Consider the following 20153-nt stretch of genomic DNA (forward strand, 5'->3'; position numbering starts at 1 on the left):
ATGATATGTTTTTCAGGATAATTTGTTGAGTGGTTTTTCCAAAGCGTCTGCCCTTCTTGCGTTAACTTTGCAGCGTCAAAAATGATAAAATCATGAGTTACCGTATCGAAAAAGACACCATGGGTGAGGTGCAGGTGCCATCCCATGTTTATTGGGGAGCCCAAACGCAGCGCAGCATTGAGAATTTCAAGATTGCACAGGATATCAATAAAATGCCCAAAGAGATCATCAAAGCTTTTGCTTATCTCAAAAAAGCAGCAGCGCTTACCAATCTCGATGCAGGGGTATTACCGGAAGAGAAAGCCCGGTTGATTGGCCAGGTGGCCGATGAGATACTGGAAGGTAACCTCGATGATCAGTTTCCCCTGGTGATATGGCAAACAGGCTCCGGCACCCAGAGCAATATGAACGTGAATGAAGTGATCGCCTACCGTGCGCACGTGATCAAGGGAGGCGCACTGACCGATAAGGACAAATTCCTTCACCCGAACGACGATGTAAATAAATCGCAATCATCCAACGATACTTTCCCTACTGCTATGCACATAGCAGCGTATAAAATATTATTGGAAGTAACCATCCCCGGCATCAAAAAATTGCGCGATACGCTGGCTGCCAAGAGCAAGGCTTTTATGCATGTAGTAAAGATCGGCCGTACGCATTTCATGGATGCTACGCCGCTTACCGTGGGGCAGGAGATCAGTGGTTATGTAAGCCAGCTGGATCATGGCTTGCGTACCATCAACAACAGCCTCGCGCATCTCAGTGAGCTGGCATTGGGTGGTACGGCTGTAGGCACCGGCATCAACACACCTAAAAATTATGCGGTGAATGTTGCCAAACATATTGCAGCGCTTACCGGTTTACCTTTTGTTACGGCTGAAAATAAATTTGAAGCGCTGGCGGCACACGATGCCATCGTGGAAGCGCATGGTGCTTTGAAAACAGTAGCGGTAAGCCTGATGAAGATAGCCAATGACATCCGCATGCTGAGCTCTGGTCCACGCAGTGGTATTGGCGAATTATTCATTCCCGATAATGAGCCCGGCTCTTCCATCATGCCTGGCAAAGTAAACCCCACACAATGTGAGGCCCTGACGATGATTGCTGCCCAGGTAATGGGGAATGATGTGGCCATTAACATAGGCGGCGCTACCGGTCATTTTGAACTGAATGTGTTCAAACCGGTGATGATCGCCAACTTCCTGCACAGCGCCCGCCTGATTGGCGAAGGTTGTGTAAGCTTCAACGACAAGTGTGCCACGGGTATTGAACCTATCGAGGCCAATATTAAAAAACATGTAGACAACAGCCTGATGCTCGTAACGGCGCTCAACACAAAGATCGGTTACTATAAAGCTGCCGAGATTGCGCAAAAAGCACACAAAGAAGGTACTACATTGAAAGAGATGGCCGTGAAACTGGGCTATCTCACTTCAGAAGAATTCGATCAGTGGGTAATACCAGCAGATATGGTGGGAGAGATCAAATAACTTTCTTCCCTCCCAGGTAAGTGGCTTTCACTTTTACCTTTAAAATATCGGTCTCCGGAACCTTCATCAGGTCCTGGTCCAGTATAATGAAATCGGCTTTCTTGCCTTGTTCAAGACTGCCGATTTCTTTTTCCATGAAATTGGCTTTCGCAGCCCAGATGGTCATTCCCCTGATGGTTTCCTCGCGCGTTAACGCATTCTCTGTTTGAAAACCATTGGCAGGATATCCTTTCGCATCTTTTCGCACCACTGCGGCCAGGAATGTTTTGAAAGGAGAAATATCTTCTACCGGGAAATCAGTGCCCAAAGGAATCCATCCGTTCTGTTGCAGCAGTTGTTTATACGCATACGCACCTTTCAGTCTTTCTGCGCCCAGCCTGTCTCCCGCCCAGTACATATCGCTGGTGCCATGTGTAGGCTGAACAGATGGAACAATGCTGGCATCGCCGAACAAATGAAAATCCTGCTGGTTGATCACCTGCGCATGTTCTATGCGCCAGCGTTTGTCGTTTTTGCCATGCAGGTACTTATTGTAGATATGCAATATTTCGCGGTTGGCGCTATCGCCAATCGCGTGTGTACACATTTGAAAATCGGTGTTTGCCAATACCTGTGCCAGGGAATCGTAGTGACTGGGATTGCGCAACAGGAAGCCCGTCCATCCGGGTTTATCGTTGTAAGGTTGTAAAAGGCAGGCGCCCCTGCTTCCCAAAGCGCCATCGGCATAAACCTTCACGCCTTTCACCAATAATTTATCTGTCCGGTAGGGGCCTTTCTTCAAGTATCTTTCAAGATTGGCGGGCTCATCGCTCAACATGACATACAACCGCATGTTCAGCTTACCTTCTTTCTGTAATGTGTCAATAGCTTCTATATCTCTGTAACCCAACCCGCAATCGGTGATGGTGGTCAGTCCCTGTGCAAAACAGTTTTTCTCTGCCTGCTGCAACCATTGCGTGTATATTTCTTTCGAAGGTTCGGGTATCTGTGCATATACTTTATCATCTGCATTATCGATCAAAACACCGGTCAGCTTCCCGTTCTTCACTTCTATGAAACCGCCTGTGATGGTTTGTCCCGCTTTGATGCCGGCCAGGTCCAGTGCTTTCTGGTTGGCAATAGAAGCGTGTCCGTCTACCCTGGTGAGCACCACCGGCTTATTGGGAAAGAGTTGGTTCAACGCCTCATTGGTGGGGAAAGATTTACCGGGCCACCGGTTCTGGTCCCACCCCCTTCCCTGTATCCAATCGAGGTTAGGGTGTTCTGCAGCGAATGCTTTCACCCTGGTTACTGCTTCTTCCCAGTTATTGCATCCAAAAAGGTCCACCTGAAAGAGCGCACGCCCGTAACCTACAAAATGCGCATGCGCATCAATGAATCCCGGGTAAACCGCTTTGCCTTGTGCATCGATATTTTCCAAAGCGGTGAAATGCTTTAGAATATCTTCATTCTTTCCTGTGGCGAGGATTTTGCCATCTTTCACAGCCATGGCTTCAACAACAGAAAAAGCTGAGTCCACTGTGTAGATCTTTGCATGATGAATGATCAGATCGGCTTGGGGAGCCTTACAGGCGCAAAACATCGCGATTGCTGCAATAGAAATGATTCTTCTCATAAAGCTATTTTAATCATCCTAAAATTAATAAAGAGGAGCTAATTTCTCATGTTCCTCAGGCTGAAGCCTGAGGCAAAGATTATGAATGATTTGTTTTGCAGAGCTTTTGAATATTTTATTCCAGGCTTCAGCTATCAAAATGCAACTGATGCAAAAGGCTCTGATTTCTCTTGTTCCTCAGGCTAAAGCCTGAGGCAAAGATTGTGAAACATTTGAATGCTTTGCTCCAAGCTGAAGCCTGAGGCAAAGATTATGAATGAGCTGCAAAACAAATAAATTGAAACTTTGCTCCAGGCTTCAGCCTGGAGAACATGAAGATGTTTTTGTTGATGGGGCTTTAGCCCCTGTACAGGATATTTTGAAAGGAAAATCAGGTGTTTATTCTTATTGCGTCATTCATTTTAAATCTCTTGTTTTACAAATAAAAATGCCTTACACAAGAGTATGTATCCATTATGTCTGGGCTACAAAATACAGAAAGCCCATCCTGATAAAACCTTTCAGAGAAATGTTATTCAATCATATAAAACAAAATGCTTTCGCTAAAGGAATCCATATTGACAGGATCAATGGATACGTTGATCATGCTCATTGTCTTGTATTCTTAAAGCCTACCCAAACTATTAATGACATTGTACAATTGATCAAAGGAGAATCTGCACATTGGTTCAATCAACAGGCCAATGCACCTCCTTCAAAATTGCAGTGGCAAAGTGATTATTTTGCTGTTTCTGTAAGTGAATCGGACATTCCGAACGTACAGCGATATATTGACAATCAGGAAGCACACCACCAACGAAAAACATTCCTGCAGGAATACAATGCATTCCTGAAATATCATGGTTTCAACAAGACAAACTGATCTGTTAATGACAAAAATGATTACTGTAACAATTCGCAGGGCTTGATACCCGTATGCTTCTTGAAGGCAGCAGAAAAATGCGAGATGGAAGAATAGCCCAGCAAAGCGGAAACATCGGTCACGCTTAAGCTTTTCTCATACAAAAGGTACTTGGCGTGCTCCATGCGCTGTTGCTGGTAAAAATCGAATATGGTAGTGCCGAAGACTTCTTTAAAGCCTTTTTTGAGGTAGCACTCGTTCATTGCCACCTTGCGGCTCAGTTCTTTGATAGTGATGGGATCACCTATGTGCTGCAATAAAATTTCGCGTGCCTGGTAAATGCGTTCGCGGCCGCTTTCATCGGCCAGGAACTTGCAGACAAAACCTTCTTCTTTTTCATCAACCAGGCATTCGAGGCTGTACAAAAGGAGTTCATGCACTTTAGCATTCACGAATATGTTTTCCAAAGCACCGGAATAGCTGTGATTGAGTAACGCGTCCAATGCATTCCGTTTGCGGTTACACAAAGGGAATATTTTGGTAAAAGCGTGCGGATGCCTGAAAGCCAGCACCTCGTCTTTTCGGTTGCTCAACTTCACATTATGTACAAACTGGGCCAGGAAACTGGCTGTGAAATGAAAAGTGAATACATCTACCGTTTTGTGTTTTCCGCTGCAGTTTTCGGTGGGCAGTTCACTGCAATTGGCACAGCTTTTTTCGCTGCAATAACGGTTACCGGTGGTGCAATAGCGTAATTCCAGGTAGTTTTCAGCAGATTTGTCGGGGTTGTAATGGTAAACCATCATGCCGGTATCTTCCGCCACCCAGGGGTGTTGTGCGTAATATCGCTTGATCTGGTATTGGATGGAACCGGGAACATGTTGCTCTTTCTGGTACAAAATATCCAAATCCGGCTCTATGCCGCTTTTGTTAGCCACTCTTAGTATATCCATTACCTGCAACATGCGGCACAAAATTAATGTACAAACATCTATCTGCAAAAACAGGCCCTTCCAGAACCGTCACAAGCCTGTCATTTTTATAGCGCCAAAACCCCTTATTTTCATTAACTTTGTCAACTTTGCAAAATCAGTTAAAATACAGGATTATCAAGCATTTATGAGTGAGGAACAAATGACCAAAGAAGAGGCACAAAATAAAAATTATGGTGCCGACAGCATACAGGTACTGGAAGGTTTGGAGGCGGTGCGTAAAAGGCCCGCGATGTATATCGGCGATGTAGGAGTAAAAGGTCTGCACCACTTGGTGTACGAGGTGGTAGACAACTCCATTGATGAAGCATTGGCCGGCTATTGTAAGAACATCAGCGTTACCATTCATGAAGACAATTCCATCAGCGTGCAGGACGACGGGCGTGGTATTCCTACCGCCATGCACAGCAAGGAAAAAAGAAGCGCATTGGAAGTGGTGATGACGGTATTACATGCCGGTGGTAAATTCGATAAGAACACTTACAAAGTATCGGGTGGTTTGCACGGTGTAGGTGTGAGTTGCGTGAATGCCCTCAGCACCACTTTGCACGTGACTGTTCACCGTGAAGGAAAAATATTTGAGCAAGAGTACCATATTGGTGTGCCCCAGTATCCTGTAAGGGAGATTGGCACCAGCAATATCACCGGTACTATTGTACATTTCTGGCCGGATACCACCATCTTCCAGGAAACAGTGTATAAAAAAGATATCCTGGAAGGTCGTTTGCGCGAGCTCGCTTACCTGAACAAACGCATCAGCATTACCCTCACCGACCTGCGTGAGAAAGACGAAGAGGGCAATGTCTATATCCGTAATTTTTATAGCGAAGGTGGCATCGTTGAGTTTGTTACCATGCTCGATAAGAACGGCAACCGCACGCCCCTCATTGCGAATCCTTTGTATGTGGAGGGACACGATGAATCAACCAATGTAACGGTGGAAGTAGCGCTTTCCTATAACGATGATTTCAAAGAGCACATCTTCTCTTATGTCAATAACATCAATACCATCGAAGGTGGTACACACGTAACAGGCTTCAGGCAGGCGCTGACAAGGGTATTTAAAAACTATGGCGATAAGGAAGGTCTTTTTGAAAAAGCCAAGGTAACCGTTGAAGGAGATGATTTCAGGGAAGGGCTGAGCGCTATCATTTCAGTGAAAGTACCCGAGCCGCAGTTCGAAGGACAGACCAAGACCAAACTGGGTAACAGTGAAGTGAGCGGTGTGGTGCAAACCACCGTGTCGAGGGTATTGGAAGCCTACCTGGAAGAAAATCCGAAGGAAGCCAAATATGTGATCTCCAAAATTATCCTTGCTGCACAGGCAAGGGTAGCCGCCAAAAAAGCACGCGACATGGTACAACGCAAGACCGTGCTGAGCGGCGGCGGACTGCCGGGTAAGCTGGCCGATTGCAGTGAACGCGATGCGGAGAAATGCGAACTCTACCTGGTAGAGGGAGACTCGGCAGGCGGTACAGCCAAACAGGGGCGCGACAGGAGTTACCAGGCTATTCTGCCGTTAAGGGGTAAGATCCTGAACGTGGAGAAAGCCATGGAACATAAGATATACGAGAATGAAGAGATACGCAACATGTACACGGCATTGGGAGTAACAGTAGGCACAGCCGAAGATCCCAAGGCGTTGAATATAACCAAGCTGCGCTATCATAAGATCATCATCATGACCGATGCCGATGTGGATGGATCGCATATCGCTACCCTCATCCTCACTTTTATTTTCCGTTATATGAAGGAACTGGTGGAGCAGGGTTATGTATACATTGCCCAGCCGCCATTGTACCTCGTGAAAAAAGGAAAAGAACAGGAATATGCTTACAATGAAGAGCAACGCAAATTGCTGGTGGAAAAACTGGCCGGAGGGGGCCGCGAAGACAGCGTTACCATCCAGCGATACAAAGGTTTGGGTGAGATGAATGCCGACCAGCTCTGGGAAACCACGATGGACCCCGCCCGCCGTACCCTTAAACAGGTGACCATCGAGAGCGCTTACGAGGCCGACCGTATCTTCAGTATGCTCATGGGCGATGAAGTGGCTCCGCGCCGCGAATTCATTGAAAGTCATGCCAAATACGCCAAGATCGACGTTTAATGGCGCAACACCGGTTAGTAAATAAATGGCGGTATTAAGGAAAAAACCTTATTTTAGAATAGTTGAACTTTCATTAACCCTAAAATTCGTATTACTATGGACACATCAAAAATGATCAAAGCATACTGTCTCAAGACCAAAGAGAAGAATGTTCCCATGCAAGACGCAGTGATTACCAAAACTGCACGCGGCGGGTACATGGCTGCCGGTCATGATGGAAAAGGCAATAAAATGGCTGCCATCCTTGGCGAAGCAAAAGCACTGCAGGCAATAGCCGATGGTGTGGCGAAGAAAGGATTCTAAGTCCTGCGGCAGTTTTTCATAACTCATTAATACCGAAGGATCCGGTTCTGCAAAGGACCGGATTTTTTATTGCGCGAGGGCAGGTGCAGCCAGTACTGCGCTGTGCATTTGCTGAAGGAAACGATACATGGCATCCATGTCTTTCACCTGGTCAACCACCAGCAGGAAATTCTTGCCTGCTTGTTTGAGCCTGGCTTTATTGGTACCGGTTTGGAGATAAGCCAGTACATTTTTAAACAATTCCGATTCAAAATAAGGCGAGTCCGGCCTGTTGATGAAATAACAGCGCAGGGTATCTTCTTTCAAAGTCATTTTTTCAAAGCCCAGGTCTACCGCCAGCCAGCGGCAACGCACTGTTGTGTACAGGTCTTCTACCTGCGGCGGCATAGGGCCGAAACGGTCTACCATTTCCTGGTGGAAGCCGGTCAGTTCTGTTTCCTGTTCGCAATTATCCAGCCGCGTATAAAGCGATAACCTTTCGGTGATGCTTTCCACATAATCGTCAGGGATTAGCACTTCCAGATCAGTATCAATCGTACAATCGCTCACATAATCATCTTGTTTGCTGATCTCTTCCTTGAACAAATCCTTGAAAGCACTGCGCTTGAGTTCACGGATGGCTTCTTCCAGTATCTTTTGGTACATCTCAAAACCGATATCCGCCATAAAACCGCTTTGTTCACCACCCAGCAGGTTTCCTGCACCCCTGATATCCAGGTCGCGCATTGCAATTTGGAAGCCACTGCCCAGGTCACTGAACTGCTCCAGTGTTTGCAAACGTTTTCTCGAGTCGGAAGGCAATGTACTCAACGGAGCCAGCAGATAACAGAAAGCTTTTTTGTTGCTGCGCCCTACCCTTCCGCGCAGCTGGTGCAGATCGCTTAGTCCGAACTGGTGTGCATTGTTTACAATGATGGTATTCACATTCGGAATATCTACGCCACTCTCCACAATATTGGTGCATACCAGCACGTCGTATTTCATGTCTATGAAATCCATGATGCGCTCTTCCAGTTCATGGCCTTCCAATTGCCCATGCGCGTGTCCCACGCTCAGATCAGGACATAGCCCCTGTATCAAGGCACTCATTTCTGCCAGTCCCTGTACTCGATTGTGAATGAAGAAGACCTGTCCGCCCCGTTCTGTTTCATAATAAATGGCATCGCGTATAAAATCTTCATTGAACACATGCAACTCCGTTTGAATGGGCTGCCGGTTAGGTGGCGGTGTATTGATGATACTCAAGTCCCGTGCGCCCATGAGACTGAACTGCAGTGTCCGCGGAATAGGCGTGGCCGTGAGGGTTAGACAATCCACATTCGTTTTCAGGGTCTTCAATTTCTCTTTGTGCCCCACGCCGAATTTTTGTTCCTCGTCTACGATCATCACACCGAGGTCTTTGAACTTCACTTCTTTCCCCAATAAGCCATGTGTACCTACGATGATATCTACTTTGCCTTCTTCCAGTTTTTTCAGGGTTTCTTTTTTCTCTTTGGCCGACTTGAACCGGTTGATATAATCAACGGTTACCGGAAAGTCTTTCAATCGTTCACTGAAAGTCTTGTAATGCTGAAAAGCCAGAATGGTAGTGGGTACCAGTATAGCAGCCTGCTTGCCATCCACCACCGATTTGAAAGCGGCACGTATGGCTACTTCTGTTTTACCGAATCCTACATCGCCACATACCAGCCTGTCCATCGGCGAAGCACTTTCCATATCTTTCTTCACATCAGCCGTAGCTTTGCTCTGGTCGGGCGTATCTTCATAAATAAAGGATGCTTCCAGCTCTGTTTGCATGTAGTTGTCCGGCGTATGTGAAAAGCCTTGCTGCGACTTACGCTGCGCATATAGTTTGATGAGGTCGAAAGCCACTTCTTTGACCTTCGCCTTTGTTTTATCTTTCAGTTTTGCCCAAACATCACTGCCCAATTTGTTCACTTTGGGAATCGTACCTTCTTTGCCTGTGTACTTTGAAATTTTATGCAGTGAATTGATGTTCACATACAGGATATCACTGTCTCTATAAATGATGCGCACAGCCTCCTGCAGTTTTCCGTTCACTTCCAGTTTCTGTAGTCCGCTGTACCGGCCCACTCCATGATCGATATGTGTAACAAAATCGCCCGGCTGCAGGTCGCGCAAGGTTTTAAGCGTAAGCGCTTTATTTTTATTATAGGCCTGCTTGACCTTGTATTTATGGTAACGCTGGAACAACTGGTGATCGGTATAGCAAACTGTTTTAAGGTCTTCATCGATGAAGCCTTCATGAATGCCCGACACCACCGGTACAAATTGTATTTCGGTATTGAGGTCGTTGAAAATACTGTGCAATCTTTCCAGTTGCCTGGCCTGTTCGGCAAAAATGTATATGCCGAAACCGGCAGATTCATGCGCTTTGAGATCCCGGATGAGCAGGTCGAACTGCCTGTTAAAAGAAGGCTGGGGCCTGGTTTTGAATTCAATTTCGAAATTGGCGAGATAAGGTTTCAGTCCAAATTCAACAACATGCCGCTGTTTCAACGCGTCTTGTAACGACGCCGCTTTGATAAAATCTTCGCTATTGATCTCTTTCAGCACTTTGGTCTGGTCGTCGTCATCGAAAGATTGCATGGAATATCCTCCTTTGAGCATATCTATGAATCCTTCCAGGTCTTCTTCCTGCTGCTGCAGTTTCTCCTGCACTACATCCAGGTCTTTCAGCCACACTACCGTATTATCGGAAAGGAATTGCAGCAGCGGTATCTTTTCTTCCGAACTGAATTGTGTTTCCACATTCGGAATGATATTCACTTGCAGCAGCTTGCGCTCACTCAATTGTGTTTCGGGATCGAAAATGCGGATACTGTCTACCTCGTTGCCAAACAATTCAACCCGGTAAGGTTTCTCATTACCGAAAGAATAAATATCCAGGATACCCCCACGAACCGCAAACTGTCCGGGTTCATACACAAAATCGGTTCGTTCAAACCCATACATCACAAACAATTCCATCAGGCTTTCAGGGTTGATGGTATCATTGGTTTTGATGCTGATGATATTGCTGTTGAGTGTTTTCGGCAGCACCACTTTTTCAAAAAGCGCTTCGGGATAGGTAACAATGATCTTTTTATTACCTCCTGCGGCGAGTCTTGTCAGGGCTTCTGTACGCAACATCACATGCGAACTGTTGAGCACTTTAAAGTTTCTCCTGTTTTTAAAAGAAGCCGGGAAATAAAAAATATCCAGTGCTTGTGTGAGGCTCTCCAGGGTATTCAGGAAATAAGCGGCTTCTTCCGGGTCGTTCAGTACTACGAGATGGTTCAGCTGCTGGTCGCGTTGAAAAACAGCGCTTACGATAAATTCCGTGCTGCTGCCCTGTAAATTTTTAAGAAAGATTCGCTGGGGATCGGCAAAAGAAAGCCTGTCCGCCAACTGAAAAAGGCGGGGGTCATTTTGATACTGCGCTAACAACGTCCCCAGGTTCATACCGAGGTGCAAAGATAACAAAAAGCATCCGATCAATAAACGGCTACAGTGCTCACCGTGATCTTAACCGTGGTAAGCTTTCCTTCTTCCACCGTATACAATGCAATATTGTTGTTGTTGTCGAACAGGTTGGCGTAATAATGGTCATTTCTTTTTACGAAGAGTGAATAAGCCCCGGGAGGGAGTGCAATGGAAAAAGTGCCGGAACTATCGGTTTCCACCGAGGCAATCTGCCTGGTATGAATGGCCGTATATTCAGGTGCGTCTCCCATCCTGGTTACCTGCGACAAATTGGTGGGCTCATACACCAGTATGGTTCCTTTGAGAGGTTGCGGGTCATTGGGTGGGGCGCCCACCATGGGCATGTGATTTCCCGAAGCAAACAGCAATTTTCCGGTAATACCCTGTTTGGGAACGGATGAATGCAGCTTTTTTCCCGATGAACATGCCATAAATGTTAAACAGAGCCCAAAAACGAAAAAAAGAATATGCTTCATGCTTCACTTTGAATGATGAAAGTATCTAAATTTAACGATGATTCTGCTCTTTAGATGGGATTTATGGCAAATCTTGCGGTACGCTAAACTAAACCGGTTATGTTGAAAAAATCAATGCTCTGCCTGGCGCTTATGATAGGAATTGTGACAATAGGTCTGGCACAGGTTTCTACGAACAACAAAATATTGGAACAGGCTGCACGTGGGTACAGGATTTTGGAAGAGGATGGTTATACACGTGCCATGTCAATGGCCAAACAAAAAGGATGGCCATTGGTCATTACCGGTAAAAATGGGGCGAGAGCTGTGCTGGTGGGTGTTGATGCTTTCAATTATCCTAAATACTACCTCACCAACAACAATACCATTGCCGCTGCCACCACCAGGGCCAACCAGTTATGGCCGGGGGGTGCAAGCGGACTCAACCTCAGCGGCAGTTCAGATTACCTGGCCAACAAGATGGGTATATGGGATGGTGGAAGGCCCCTGGATACGCATGTTGAATTGACAGGGCGCATTGTTCAAAAAGAAGCGGCTACTGTGGCCTATGACGACCATGCTACCCATACCACTGGTACCCTGATGGCTTCGGGTGTAAACCCTTATGCAAAGGGAATGTCATTCGGACTGAAAAGCATCATTGCTTATGATTTCAAAAATGATATTTCTGAAATGGCCCTGGAAGCGCCGGGGCTGTTGATATCCAATCATTCCTATTCTATTATTGCAGGATGGAATTACAACGATTCCAAGACCCGCTGGGAATTCTATGGGCGTCCCAATGAGAACAGGGACTATAAATTCGGGTATTACAGCAGCGATGCGCAGGCATTGGATTCCATCACCTATTATGCTCCTAATTACCTGATCGTAAAATCTGCCGGTAACAACCGTACGTCAAACGGTCCGCCCGTTGATTCCCCTTATTACCGTTATGATGCCAATAACCAGATGGTTTTAGCAGGAAAGCGTCCTGCCGGCATCAGCAACAATGATAGTTATGGCAGCATCCCCTGGGATTGTAATGCCAAGAATATCCTCACAATCGGTGCCGTGCAGGGATTACCCAATGGTTACAGCCGTCCTTCCGATGTGGTGATGGCTAGCTTCAGCAGTTGGGGCCCCAGCGATGATGGCCGTATCAAACCAGACCTGGTTGCAGACGGCATCAATGTGTTATCGAGTATCGCCACTTCGAACAATAGCTATGCCAGTTACAGTGGTACATCCATGGCATCGCCCAATGCAGCGGGGTCTTTGTTCCTCCTGCAGGAATATTATTCCAAATTGAAAAGCAGTTCCACAGCTTTTATGCGTTCCGCTACGTTGAAAGGCCTGGCCATTCATACTGCAGAAGCAGCAGGCACTAATCCGGGACCCAATTATATGTTCGGATGGGGTTTGTTGAACGTTGAGAAAGCGGCGGCAGTAATGACCGCTGCTATTGGCAGCAACAATGCAACTACCAGTAAGCACCTGTTATATGAAAATTCACTCGACAACAACAGCTCCAGCAGCTTTACGATTCCTGTGGTAAGCTCGGGTAATGGTCCTTTAAAAGCTACCATCAGTTGGACCGATGTGGCAGGACCTGTAGAGACCGTTATGAGTGATACCACCAAAAGGCTGGTCAACGACCTTGATCTCCGTATTACCCAGGGCAGCCGTACTTATAAGCCCTGGACACTCGACCCTACCAATCCTGGTGCTGCAGCGGTGCCGGGAGATAACAGGACAGATAATATGGAGCGCATTGATATAGACAGCACAGTTCCCGGACGAACTTATACCATCACAGTTACCCATAAAGGTTCTCTCGTAAACAACGCGCAAGCTTATACCTTATTGGTAAGCGGCGCAGGCGGAACCGCTTATTGCCCTTCTGCTCCCGCATCAAGTGCCGGATCGAGGATCGACAGTGTGAGCTTCTCCTCTATTCATTACGCCAATCCCGGTACTGCTACTACGTATACCGATAATACCAAACTCACTGCCAACATCGAACCCCTGCAAAACATTCCCATCTATGTGAAAGTGGGCAGTGCTGATGCTTCGGCTGCCAGCAAAATTGTAAAGGTCTTTATCGACTACAACAACAACGGCAGCTTTGCCGATTCGGGCGAATTGGTGGCAGTAAGCAGTGTTCTGTCTAATGGAAGTGTTTTTCAGGCAACTGTCAGTACCCCCAATACCCTGGTAGTGGGTAATTTTTATATGATGCGCATTGTGGAGGAAGAAACGACAGATACCAGTGTGGTGACACCTTGCAGCAATCCAGGTTATGTAAGAGGCGAAACCCAGGATTACCGTCTCCGGGCGGTGCCGCCTTCAATAGATATAGCAGCAGCGGGTATCGCTACGCCGGCCGCGCTTGAGTGTCCAGATAACCCTAAGTATTTTACCGTAACACTGAAGAATAACGGAACGGCCGCCCAAACCAATATACCGGTGCAGGTAGTGGTGAAAAACAGCGGCGGCACAACAGTGGCTACACTTACGGATACTTTGAAAAGAAACCTGGCTTCCCTCAGTTCTGATAATTTCACTTTGCAAACGCCTGTAAGCAGCATGGCGCCGGGGACGTATTCGATCACCGCTACCGCTTCATTACCAGGTGACCAGCTTCCTGCCAACAATACGATCACTACTAGCATTACCATCAGTTCTTCACCGGCAGGTCCTGCTGCTACGGCCGAACTTTGTGGCAACACCGTATTCCTCAAAGCAACCAATCCGCAGCAGGGTGGCAATTATCTCTGGTACACATCTGCAACAACTGCTTCTCCTTTTGCAACAGGAGCGAGTACCAATACAGCCAACATTACCAGCGACAAAACTTATTATGCGGGCACAGACGCAGATGTGTTCATTGGGCCTCCTACTAAAATGTTCTATACCAGCGGAGGCTATAATAACTTCTCAGGAAACCTCATCAAGTTCAACAACAGTGTACCGGTTACGTTGAAAAGTGTCAGGTTGTACACCAGCAATCCCGGCACCATCAAATTTACTGTAGCCAACCTGGGTTCTGCCGATCTTACCAACCGCACGTATACCTACACAATCCTGGCCTCCACCACATTGAATGTTTCTTCTTCCAACCCTGTTATACAGCCGGCTACTTCAGGTGAGGTTACAGGCAATGATCCGAAAGATACCGGTGCGGTTTATTTCCTCAACCTGCCCGTAACGCAGACAGGAGATCATATCCTCATCACCGAATGCGATGCAGGTGGCGCCACCATTTTCAGGAACAACAATATCTCCGGAAGTAACACGTATCCTATGGGCATACCCGGTATCATGACCATCACCGGCAATACCCTTGATGTATTCCCGCAAAGCGGTCAGCCTTCATCGGCCTATTATTATTTCCTGTATAATTTGAATGTTACCACGAGCGCCTGTATGAGCACGAGAACAGCGGTAGTGGCTACATCACCCATAACACCTGTTATCACACAGGTGGGCGATTCGCTTGTTAGCAGCGTAAGCGGTAACCTGCAGTGGTATGTAGACGGACAAGCCATCCCCGGAGCAAACGGGCAGAAATACAAACCGATGAATTCAGGAGCTTATACTGTTTCTGTAACGGATGGTATTGGATGTATGAAAACTTCCAACCCTTTCCAGGTAGCTGTTACAGCTATTCCACCGGAAGTGCTTGCCAGGGAGATCAAGCTCAGTGTATCACCCAACCCCAACGACGGACGTTTCAATCTTTCGTTTGAAGTGAATACCAAAGCAGATCTCGGCATTGCCGTTTTCAATGCAGCCGGACAGCAGGTGTACCTGCGTTCGTATCCAGGCTTCTCTGGCAAGTTCTCTTCGCAGATTGACCTGGGTCAACTCAGTGCTGAATTCTACATATTGAAAATTCAGCACGATAAAAAAACCTATTCGCAAAAAATACTCATCGAACGATGAGCCAATATCTTATCTATGCGTTTGTTGATGATCTCTTTGTTATGCGGATTGGGTATCGCCGTTTCTGCACAGAAAACCAACCTGGTATATGGCTACCTGAAAGACAGCATCAGTGCTGAACCGGTGGTGCTGGCCAGTGTAACCAATATGAACACAGGCACTACTGTGATGACCAATTACCGTGGACTTTTTAAACTGCCTGTGACCGAAAACCAGGTATTGTCTTTTGGTGCCATCGGATACAAGTTTGATACTTTGCGATACAATGACCGTTATATATCACGCGATACACTGGTAATTTTACTTCCTGCATTGCGAAGAAACCTGGGTATGGTTACGGTAAGAGCTACCATGAGCCGGTACCAGGTTGATAGCATGCAGAGAAGAAAAGATTTCCTGCAGGATATTGTGAACTATACCATACCTACGATAGCGGAAGCCAATTCCGGTGCGGGCATTGCGCTCAACATCAGCCGTTTTTCGCGTCATGAAAGAAGCAAACGGAAGGCATTTGCTTTTTATGAATCAACCGAAAAAGAAGCGTATATCAATTATCGTTTCAACGAAAAGCTGGTTACAGCATACAGTGGTTTAAAAGGCGATCAGTTATACGAGTTCATGCAGGCCCATCGTCCTTCTTATCAATGGCTGCGCGCGCATCTTACCGAGGAAGACCTCAAGTATTATATCAACGAACAGTTGAAACTCTTTTTCAAGCGGCAATAAATCATTATTCGTAGCGAAGTGCAACGATGGGGTTGAGTCTTGCGGCTTTCATGGCCGGATAGATGCCGGCTACCAATCCTACGATCGAACAGATCACGATCCCCAGGATCACCCATGCCCAGGGCACTACGAATCCTGTTTTGAGCAACATGCTGAAAAGGTTACCGATCAGTACACCGAGGATAATACCGAACAAAGCGCCGAGCAGGCTGATGATCATACTTTCAAACAGGAACTGCTGACGCACATTGCGGCTTTTACCACCGATGGCTTTGATCAACCCTACTTCTTTGGTACGCTCATTAACTGCCACCAGCATAATATTCATGAGTCCGATTGCAGCGCCTATGAGTGTAATAAGACCTATCGCACCGGCCGATCCTGTGATACTGCTCAGAAAACCCATGAGCATTTCTGCCACACGATCGCTTTTTTCGATAACGAAATTCTCTTCATCGCGCGGTTCCAGTTTACGGATGCCACGAAAAACGGCGGTCGCTTCACCTGTTGCAGCATCCATGGCATTTACATTACCTACCATCACACCCAGGAAATAGGAAGGTTGTGTGTTCTGGAAGTGCCTAACATTGGTATAGGAAGTGATCAGCACATCGTCCTGGCGCATCATGGCGCTGGAGCCTTTGCTTTTCAGTACACCAATCACACGGTAAGGGATACTGCCTACCCGCACGATTTTATCAATGCTGCTTTCGGGATGTTCACCGAATAATTTTGAGGCTGGATTACTTCCCAACAAACATACGTTTCTGCCACTCTCAATATCGAGGTGGTTGATGTTGCGCCCTGCGCTAATGGAATAACCATTTACCAGCAGGTAATTTTCATCGCCTCCCCAAATATTGATCTGCGGATTGGTTTTCTTTTCTTCATAATGTAATTCCTGCGCGCCGGGTCCGCGGCGATAGATACTGGTCTGTGCGGTGAGGAAATGAAAGCTGGCTTTGAATGCTTCTGCTTCTTCTTTCAGGATGGGTTTTCCCAGGTTCGATTTCTTCTCTTTGAGTCCGCGGGTTGTTTTTTTGAAATCGCTGTTTCTGCCGCCACCGCCAACACGTACTTTGGTTTCTTTAAACCGGATGCTGAATGCATTGGCCCCCATGGTAGCAAAACTCTCCCTGGCGCTCTGGTTCATAGCCTCGATGGCAGTGATGATACCAATCAGCGCCATGATGCCGAATGCAATGATGGCAACAGTAATACCGGTACGCAGTTTATTGCTTCGCACGGTACGCCAGGCCAGGGAAAAAGAGTCGAGCGTGGTCATCTTCGCAAAGGGGTTCTTATCCACTAAAGATAGCTGAGAATCCCCCGAATACGGCAGAAAAAAGTGAAGAACGGTTAAAAATACAACCAGTTCAGTACTACAGACGGCATGATGCCGATCAATACAATGAGTGCTGACAGCAACAGCAGGGTATATTTAAACCCGTTGCTGATGGGCTCATGGGTTTCGGCTTCGCCATCTTTGAAATACATGGCCTGTATAACCCTGAAATAATAATAGGCGCTGACAGCTGCAAATAGTACAGCCACAATAACCAGCCAGAAAGCACCTCCTTCTTTAATAGTGGCGGCCAGCATATAATATTTTGCGAAGAACCCTGCGGTTGACGGTATACCAGCCAGTGACAGCAGGCAAACAGTAGCGCCAAACGCCAGTACAGGCTGCTTTTTAGCCAACCCGTTGAACCCATCATAGGTATAATCTTTCATTTTGATGAGTACGGCAAAAATGCCGATGGTAGCAAGACTGTAAGCAACTGTATACAGCAGAATACCTTCCTGTGTGAGGTCGTTGTTGCTGTATAAAGCAAACAACATAAAACCCGCCTGCGCGATACTGGAATAAGCCAGCATGCGCTTAACACTTTGCTGGAATACTGCGGTGATATTGCCTACCAGTAAAGTGGCGATGATCACAAAAGAAAGTATGATCTTCCAGGTAGGACCCAATATGGTTGTATGTCCTGCAAAAAGGCGGATGAATGCAATGAATCCCGCTGCTTTTACAATGGTGGCCATGAAAGAAGTGAAGACCGAAGGCGCGCCATCGTATACATCGGGTGTCCAGAAATGAAAAGGCGCAGCCGATACTTTGAAAGCCATTGAAACAAAGAGCAGTAACAATCCTGCCACTTCCAGGAATGAGCCCTGGAACAGTCCCGTTACCGGGTTTACAGGCGGGGGTGTCATGCCGAAAGACCCGGTAGCGCCATATACCAGCGCAATACCCATGAGCATGATGCCGGTAGAAAAAGAGCCCATGAGAAAATACTTCAAGGCAGCTTCGTTGCTCTTCATGTTACGCTTATCGGCACCGGTAAGTATATACAAGGGTATAGATAATATCTCTATTCCCAGGAAGAGCATGAGCAATCCGTTATAAGCCGAAAGAATGCTCACACCACACAACACAAAAAAGATCAACGCAAAATATTCGGCAACATTTAAGCCGGTGTTTTCAATATCCTTTCCACTCAGTAATACATATACCAGTGTGGCAGCGAATACAATTGAATTAAAGAAGAGACCGAATTTCTGAAAATTCAGCAGGCCACGGGTGTCTACGCGCACCTGGTAGATGCCGTAAGTATGCATCAGGTTGGCGATCAGCAACAACAAGAGTCCGGCGGCCGCTATGTATTTCAATGCCGATTTCTCCTTGATGACGATGCCGCTGAACATCATCACTACACCTAATAATGCCGAAAGTATGATTGCGTTCATAATATTTTATTTCAAGATGGCGTGTACTGTATCTGTTGTAAGGCTGATGATGGGCTGGGGATAAACACCCAGTACAATCACCAGCAATGCCAGTACCACGAGCATAAATTGTACGTTCTGATTGATATCGGTTGCATTTGCTGTGGCCGGAACCGTGTTGCCGTAAAATATCTTCTGCACCATGTTCAGGGTATACACAGCCGCCAGTATGATGCTGATGCAGGCTACTGCCGCGATCCATACATTGTACTGGAACAGTCCGTTGAACATCAGGAATTCCCCAATGAAAGCATTGGTGAGGGGCAATGCAATATTGGCCAGCGCCATCACCATCAGCAGAATAGCTAATGCCGGTGCTTTTTGTGCCAGTCCGCCGAGCTCGCTGAATTTACGTGTTCCGAGTTGCTGTTCAATCACATCAGCCACAATCCAGAGTCCGATCACGTTCACACCATGGTTGAACATTTGTATCATCACACCTTCCATACCTGTTTTGTTATTGGCAAATACAGCGGCACACATCAGACCGATGTGCGCAATGGATGAATAAGCGATCAGTCGCTTCAGATCATCCTGCCTGATGGCAATCAATGAAGCGTATAACATGCCAATCACAGAAAGGATAATGATCACATGGGCCGAGTCGGAAGCCGCCTGCGGGAATACCGGTAAAAGCCAGCGTACCAATGCGAAGACACCCATCTTCACCATCACGCCGCTCAATATCATAGTGACTGCAGTAGGTGATTGCTCATACGCATCGGGCTGCCAGGTATGGAAAGGGAATACCGGCATCTTGATGGCGAATGCCAAAAAGAAAAGCCAGAATGCCAATCCCTGTTGTGCGCCCGAGAGCTTTACCTGGTAAAAAGATTTGATAGCGAAAGATTGATCGGCCGTATGAAAATAGACGAACAGGATACCTGCCAACATCAGCAGTGATCCAAGGAAAGTGTACACGAAGAATTTGAAAGTAACGGCAATCCTTTTTTCTCCTCCCCAGATAGAGCAGAGAAAATAAACAGGTATCAGCGCCAGCTCCCAGAAAAAATAAAACAACAGCGCATCCTGTGCCAGGAAAACACCGGTGAGTCCGGCTTGTGTCAGCAACATCAATCCGTAAAAACGGCCGGCATTTTTATAGGTATTTTTTTGTGTAGCCACAAATACCACAGGAAAAGAAATGGCAGTAAGCAGGCAGAGCATCTTACCCATTCCATCCATGCCAACGGCAAAATCGGCGCCCAGACCAGGCAACCAGCTTGTTGTATAAGTCAGCTGCGCAGCCGGGTAAAACCAACAGCCGGTTACAGCTACCACCAACGTAACCAACGAGGTGAGCAATGCCCAGCCTTTAACTGCTTTCTCTTCTTTGATGAGAAAACTGAGCAGACCGGTCAATAGCGGAATTAGTATCAGTAGAACAGGAATCATCT

Annotated in this window: 13 protein-coding genes; 6 read left to right on the plus strand and 7 right to left on the minus strand. The window is 46.8% G+C overall.

The features are described from left to right. Positions 1 to 92 precede the first annotated feature (92 nt). Complete coding sequence (gene fumC, locus SEDOR53_RS0101135) at positions 93 to 1493, plus strand: class II fumarate hydratase (RefSeq protein ID WP_026768054.1); 1401 nt, start codon at positions 93 to 95, stop codon at positions 1491 to 1493. Here fumC and SEDOR53_RS0101140 read toward each other — a convergent pair. Then, complete coding sequence (locus SEDOR53_RS0101140) at positions 1486 to 3108, minus strand: amidohydrolase (RefSeq protein WP_026768055.1); 1623 nt, start codon at positions 3106 to 3108, stop codon at positions 1486 to 1488. The genes fumC and SEDOR53_RS0101140 overlap by 8 nt on opposite strands. Positions 3109 to 3535: 427 nt before the next feature. Here SEDOR53_RS0101140 and tnpA point away from each other — a divergent pair, with 427 nt between their 5' ends. Next, entirely contained in the window at positions 3536 to 3970 is a 435-nt protein-coding gene (tnpA, locus tag SEDOR53_RS0101145; RefSeq protein WP_026768056.1) for an IS200/IS605 family transposase, read from the plus strand. A gap of 20 nt (positions 3971 to 3990) precedes the next feature. On the opposite strand, the gene SEDOR53_RS0101150 is transcribed toward tnpA, so the two are convergent. Next, positions 3991 to 4914 carry an AraC family transcriptional regulator gene (locus tag SEDOR53_RS0101150; RefSeq protein ID WP_026768057.1) on the minus strand — a complete coding sequence of 308 codons (924 nt, stop codon included), beginning with the start codon at positions 4912 to 4914 and terminating at the stop codon, positions 3991 to 3993. Between the two features lie 154 nt (positions 4915 to 5068). Here SEDOR53_RS0101150 and gyrB point away from each other — a divergent pair, with 154 nt between their 5' ends. Both gyrB and SEDOR53_RS0101160 read left to right on the plus strand, forming a co-directional pair. After that, the gene (gyrB, locus tag SEDOR53_RS0101155) at positions 5069 to 7051 is read left to right on the plus strand and encodes a DNA topoisomerase (ATP-hydrolyzing) subunit B (RefSeq protein ID WP_026768058.1); all 1983 of its coding nucleotides are present in this window, start codon (positions 5069 to 5071) and stop codon (positions 7049 to 7051) included. Positions 7052 to 7147: 96 nt separating this feature from the next. Next, complete coding sequence (locus tag SEDOR53_RS0101160) at positions 7148 to 7354, plus strand: hypothetical protein (RefSeq protein WP_026768059.1); 207 nt, start codon at positions 7148 to 7150, stop codon at positions 7352 to 7354. A 66-nt stretch (positions 7355 to 7420) separates the two neighbouring features. Here the strand turns inward: SEDOR53_RS0101160 and mfd are convergent, their stop codons facing one another. Next, positions 7421 to 10819, minus strand: a complete 3399-nt coding sequence (gene mfd / locus SEDOR53_RS0101165) for a transcription-repair coupling factor (protein WP_026768060.1) — start codon at positions 10817 to 10819, stop codon at positions 7421 to 7423. 32 nt (positions 10820 to 10851) lie between these two features. Continuing rightward, positions 10852 to 11271 carry a hypothetical protein gene (locus tag SEDOR53_RS16745; protein WP_051416431.1) on the minus strand — a complete coding sequence of 140 codons (420 nt, stop codon included), beginning with the start codon at positions 11269 to 11271 and terminating at the stop codon, positions 10852 to 10854. 144 nt (positions 11272 to 11415) lie between these two features. Here SEDOR53_RS16745 and SEDOR53_RS18440 point away from each other — a divergent pair, with 144 nt between their 5' ends. Continuing rightward, on the plus strand, positions 11416 to 15243 hold the full coding sequence (locus SEDOR53_RS18440; RefSeq protein ID WP_051416432.1) for a S8 family serine peptidase: 3828 nt from the start codon (positions 11416 to 11418) through the stop codon (positions 15241 to 15243). A 15-nt stretch (positions 15244 to 15258) separates the two neighbouring features. Further along, positions 15259 to 15969 carry a hypothetical protein gene (locus SEDOR53_RS0101180; protein ID WP_037360295.1) on the plus strand — a complete coding sequence of 237 codons (711 nt, stop codon included), beginning with the start codon at positions 15259 to 15261 and terminating at the stop codon, positions 15967 to 15969. Between the two features lie 4 nt (positions 15970 to 15973). Here the strand turns inward: SEDOR53_RS0101180 and SEDOR53_RS0101185 are convergent, their stop codons facing one another. Genes SEDOR53_RS0101185 through SEDOR53_RS0101195 form a run of 3 tightly spaced genes read right to left on the minus strand, consistent with a single transcriptional unit; the run spans position 15974 to position 20151 of the window. After that, the gene (locus SEDOR53_RS0101185; protein WP_232214695.1) at positions 15974 to 17278 is read right to left on the minus strand and encodes an ABC transporter permease; all 1305 of its coding nucleotides are present in this window, start codon (positions 17276 to 17278) and stop codon (positions 15974 to 15976) included. A gap of 50 nt (positions 17279 to 17328) precedes the next feature. Continuing rightward, positions 17329 to 18717, minus strand: coding sequence for an NADH-quinone oxidoreductase subunit N (locus tag SEDOR53_RS0101190; RefSeq protein WP_026768063.1), 1389 nt, complete (start codon positions 18715 to 18717; stop codon positions 17329 to 17331). A gap of 6 nt (positions 18718 to 18723) precedes the next feature. Continuing rightward, positions 18724 to 20151 (minus strand): NuoM family protein, encoded by a 1428-nt coding sequence (locus SEDOR53_RS0101195; protein WP_026768064.1) that lies wholly within the window; start codon positions 20149 to 20151, stop codon positions 18724 to 18726. Between the last annotated feature and the right edge of the window lie 2 nt (positions 20152 to 20153).

Origin of the sequence: Asinibacterium sp. OR53, from assembly GCF_000515315.1 — a bacterium.
GTDB lineage: Bacteria > Bacteroidota > Bacteroidia > Chitinophagales > Chitinophagaceae > Sediminibacterium.

Coding starts and splice junctions, on each gene's coding strand:
- tnpA (WP_026768056.1), top strand. CDS start 3,536: ATGCCTTACACAAGAGTATGTATCCATTATGTCTGGGCTACAAAATAC.
- SEDOR53_RS0101180 (WP_037360295.1), top strand. CDS start 15,259: ATGCGTTTGTTGATGATCTCTTTGTTATGCGGATTGGGTATCGCCGTT.
- SEDOR53_RS0101160 (WP_026768059.1), top strand. CDS start 7,148: ATGGACACATCAAAAATGATCAAAGCATACTGTCTCAAGACCAAAGAG.
- SEDOR53_RS0101150 (WP_026768057.1), bottom strand. CDS start 4,914: ATGTTGCAGGTAATGGATATACTAAGAGTGGCTAACAAAAGCGGCATA.
- SEDOR53_RS0101190 (WP_026768063.1), bottom strand. CDS start 18,717: ATGAACGCAATCATACTTTCGGCATTATTAGGTGTAGTGATGATGTTC.
- SEDOR53_RS0101140 (WP_026768055.1), bottom strand. CDS start 3,108: ATGAGAAGAATCATTTCTATTGCAGCAATCGCGATGTTTTGCGCCTGT.
- fumC (WP_026768054.1), top strand. CDS start 93: ATGAGTTACCGTATCGAAAAAGACACCATGGGTGAGGTGCAGGTGCCA.
- mfd (WP_026768060.1), bottom strand. CDS start 10,819: ATGAACCTGGGGACGTTGTTAGCGCAGTATCAAAATGACCCCCGCCTT.
- SEDOR53_RS18440 (WP_051416432.1), top strand. CDS start 11,416: ATGTTGAAAAAATCAATGCTCTGCCTGGCGCTTATGATAGGAATTGTG.
- SEDOR53_RS0101195 (WP_026768064.1), bottom strand. CDS start 20,151: ATGATTCCTGTTCTACTGATACTAATTCCGCTATTGACCGGTCTGCTC.
- gyrB (WP_026768058.1), top strand. CDS start 5,069: ATGAGTGAGGAACAAATGACCAAAGAAGAGGCACAAAATAAAAATTAT.
- SEDOR53_RS16745 (WP_051416431.1), bottom strand. CDS start 11,271: ATGGCATGTTCATCGGGAAAAAAGCTGCATTCATCCGTTCCCAAACAG.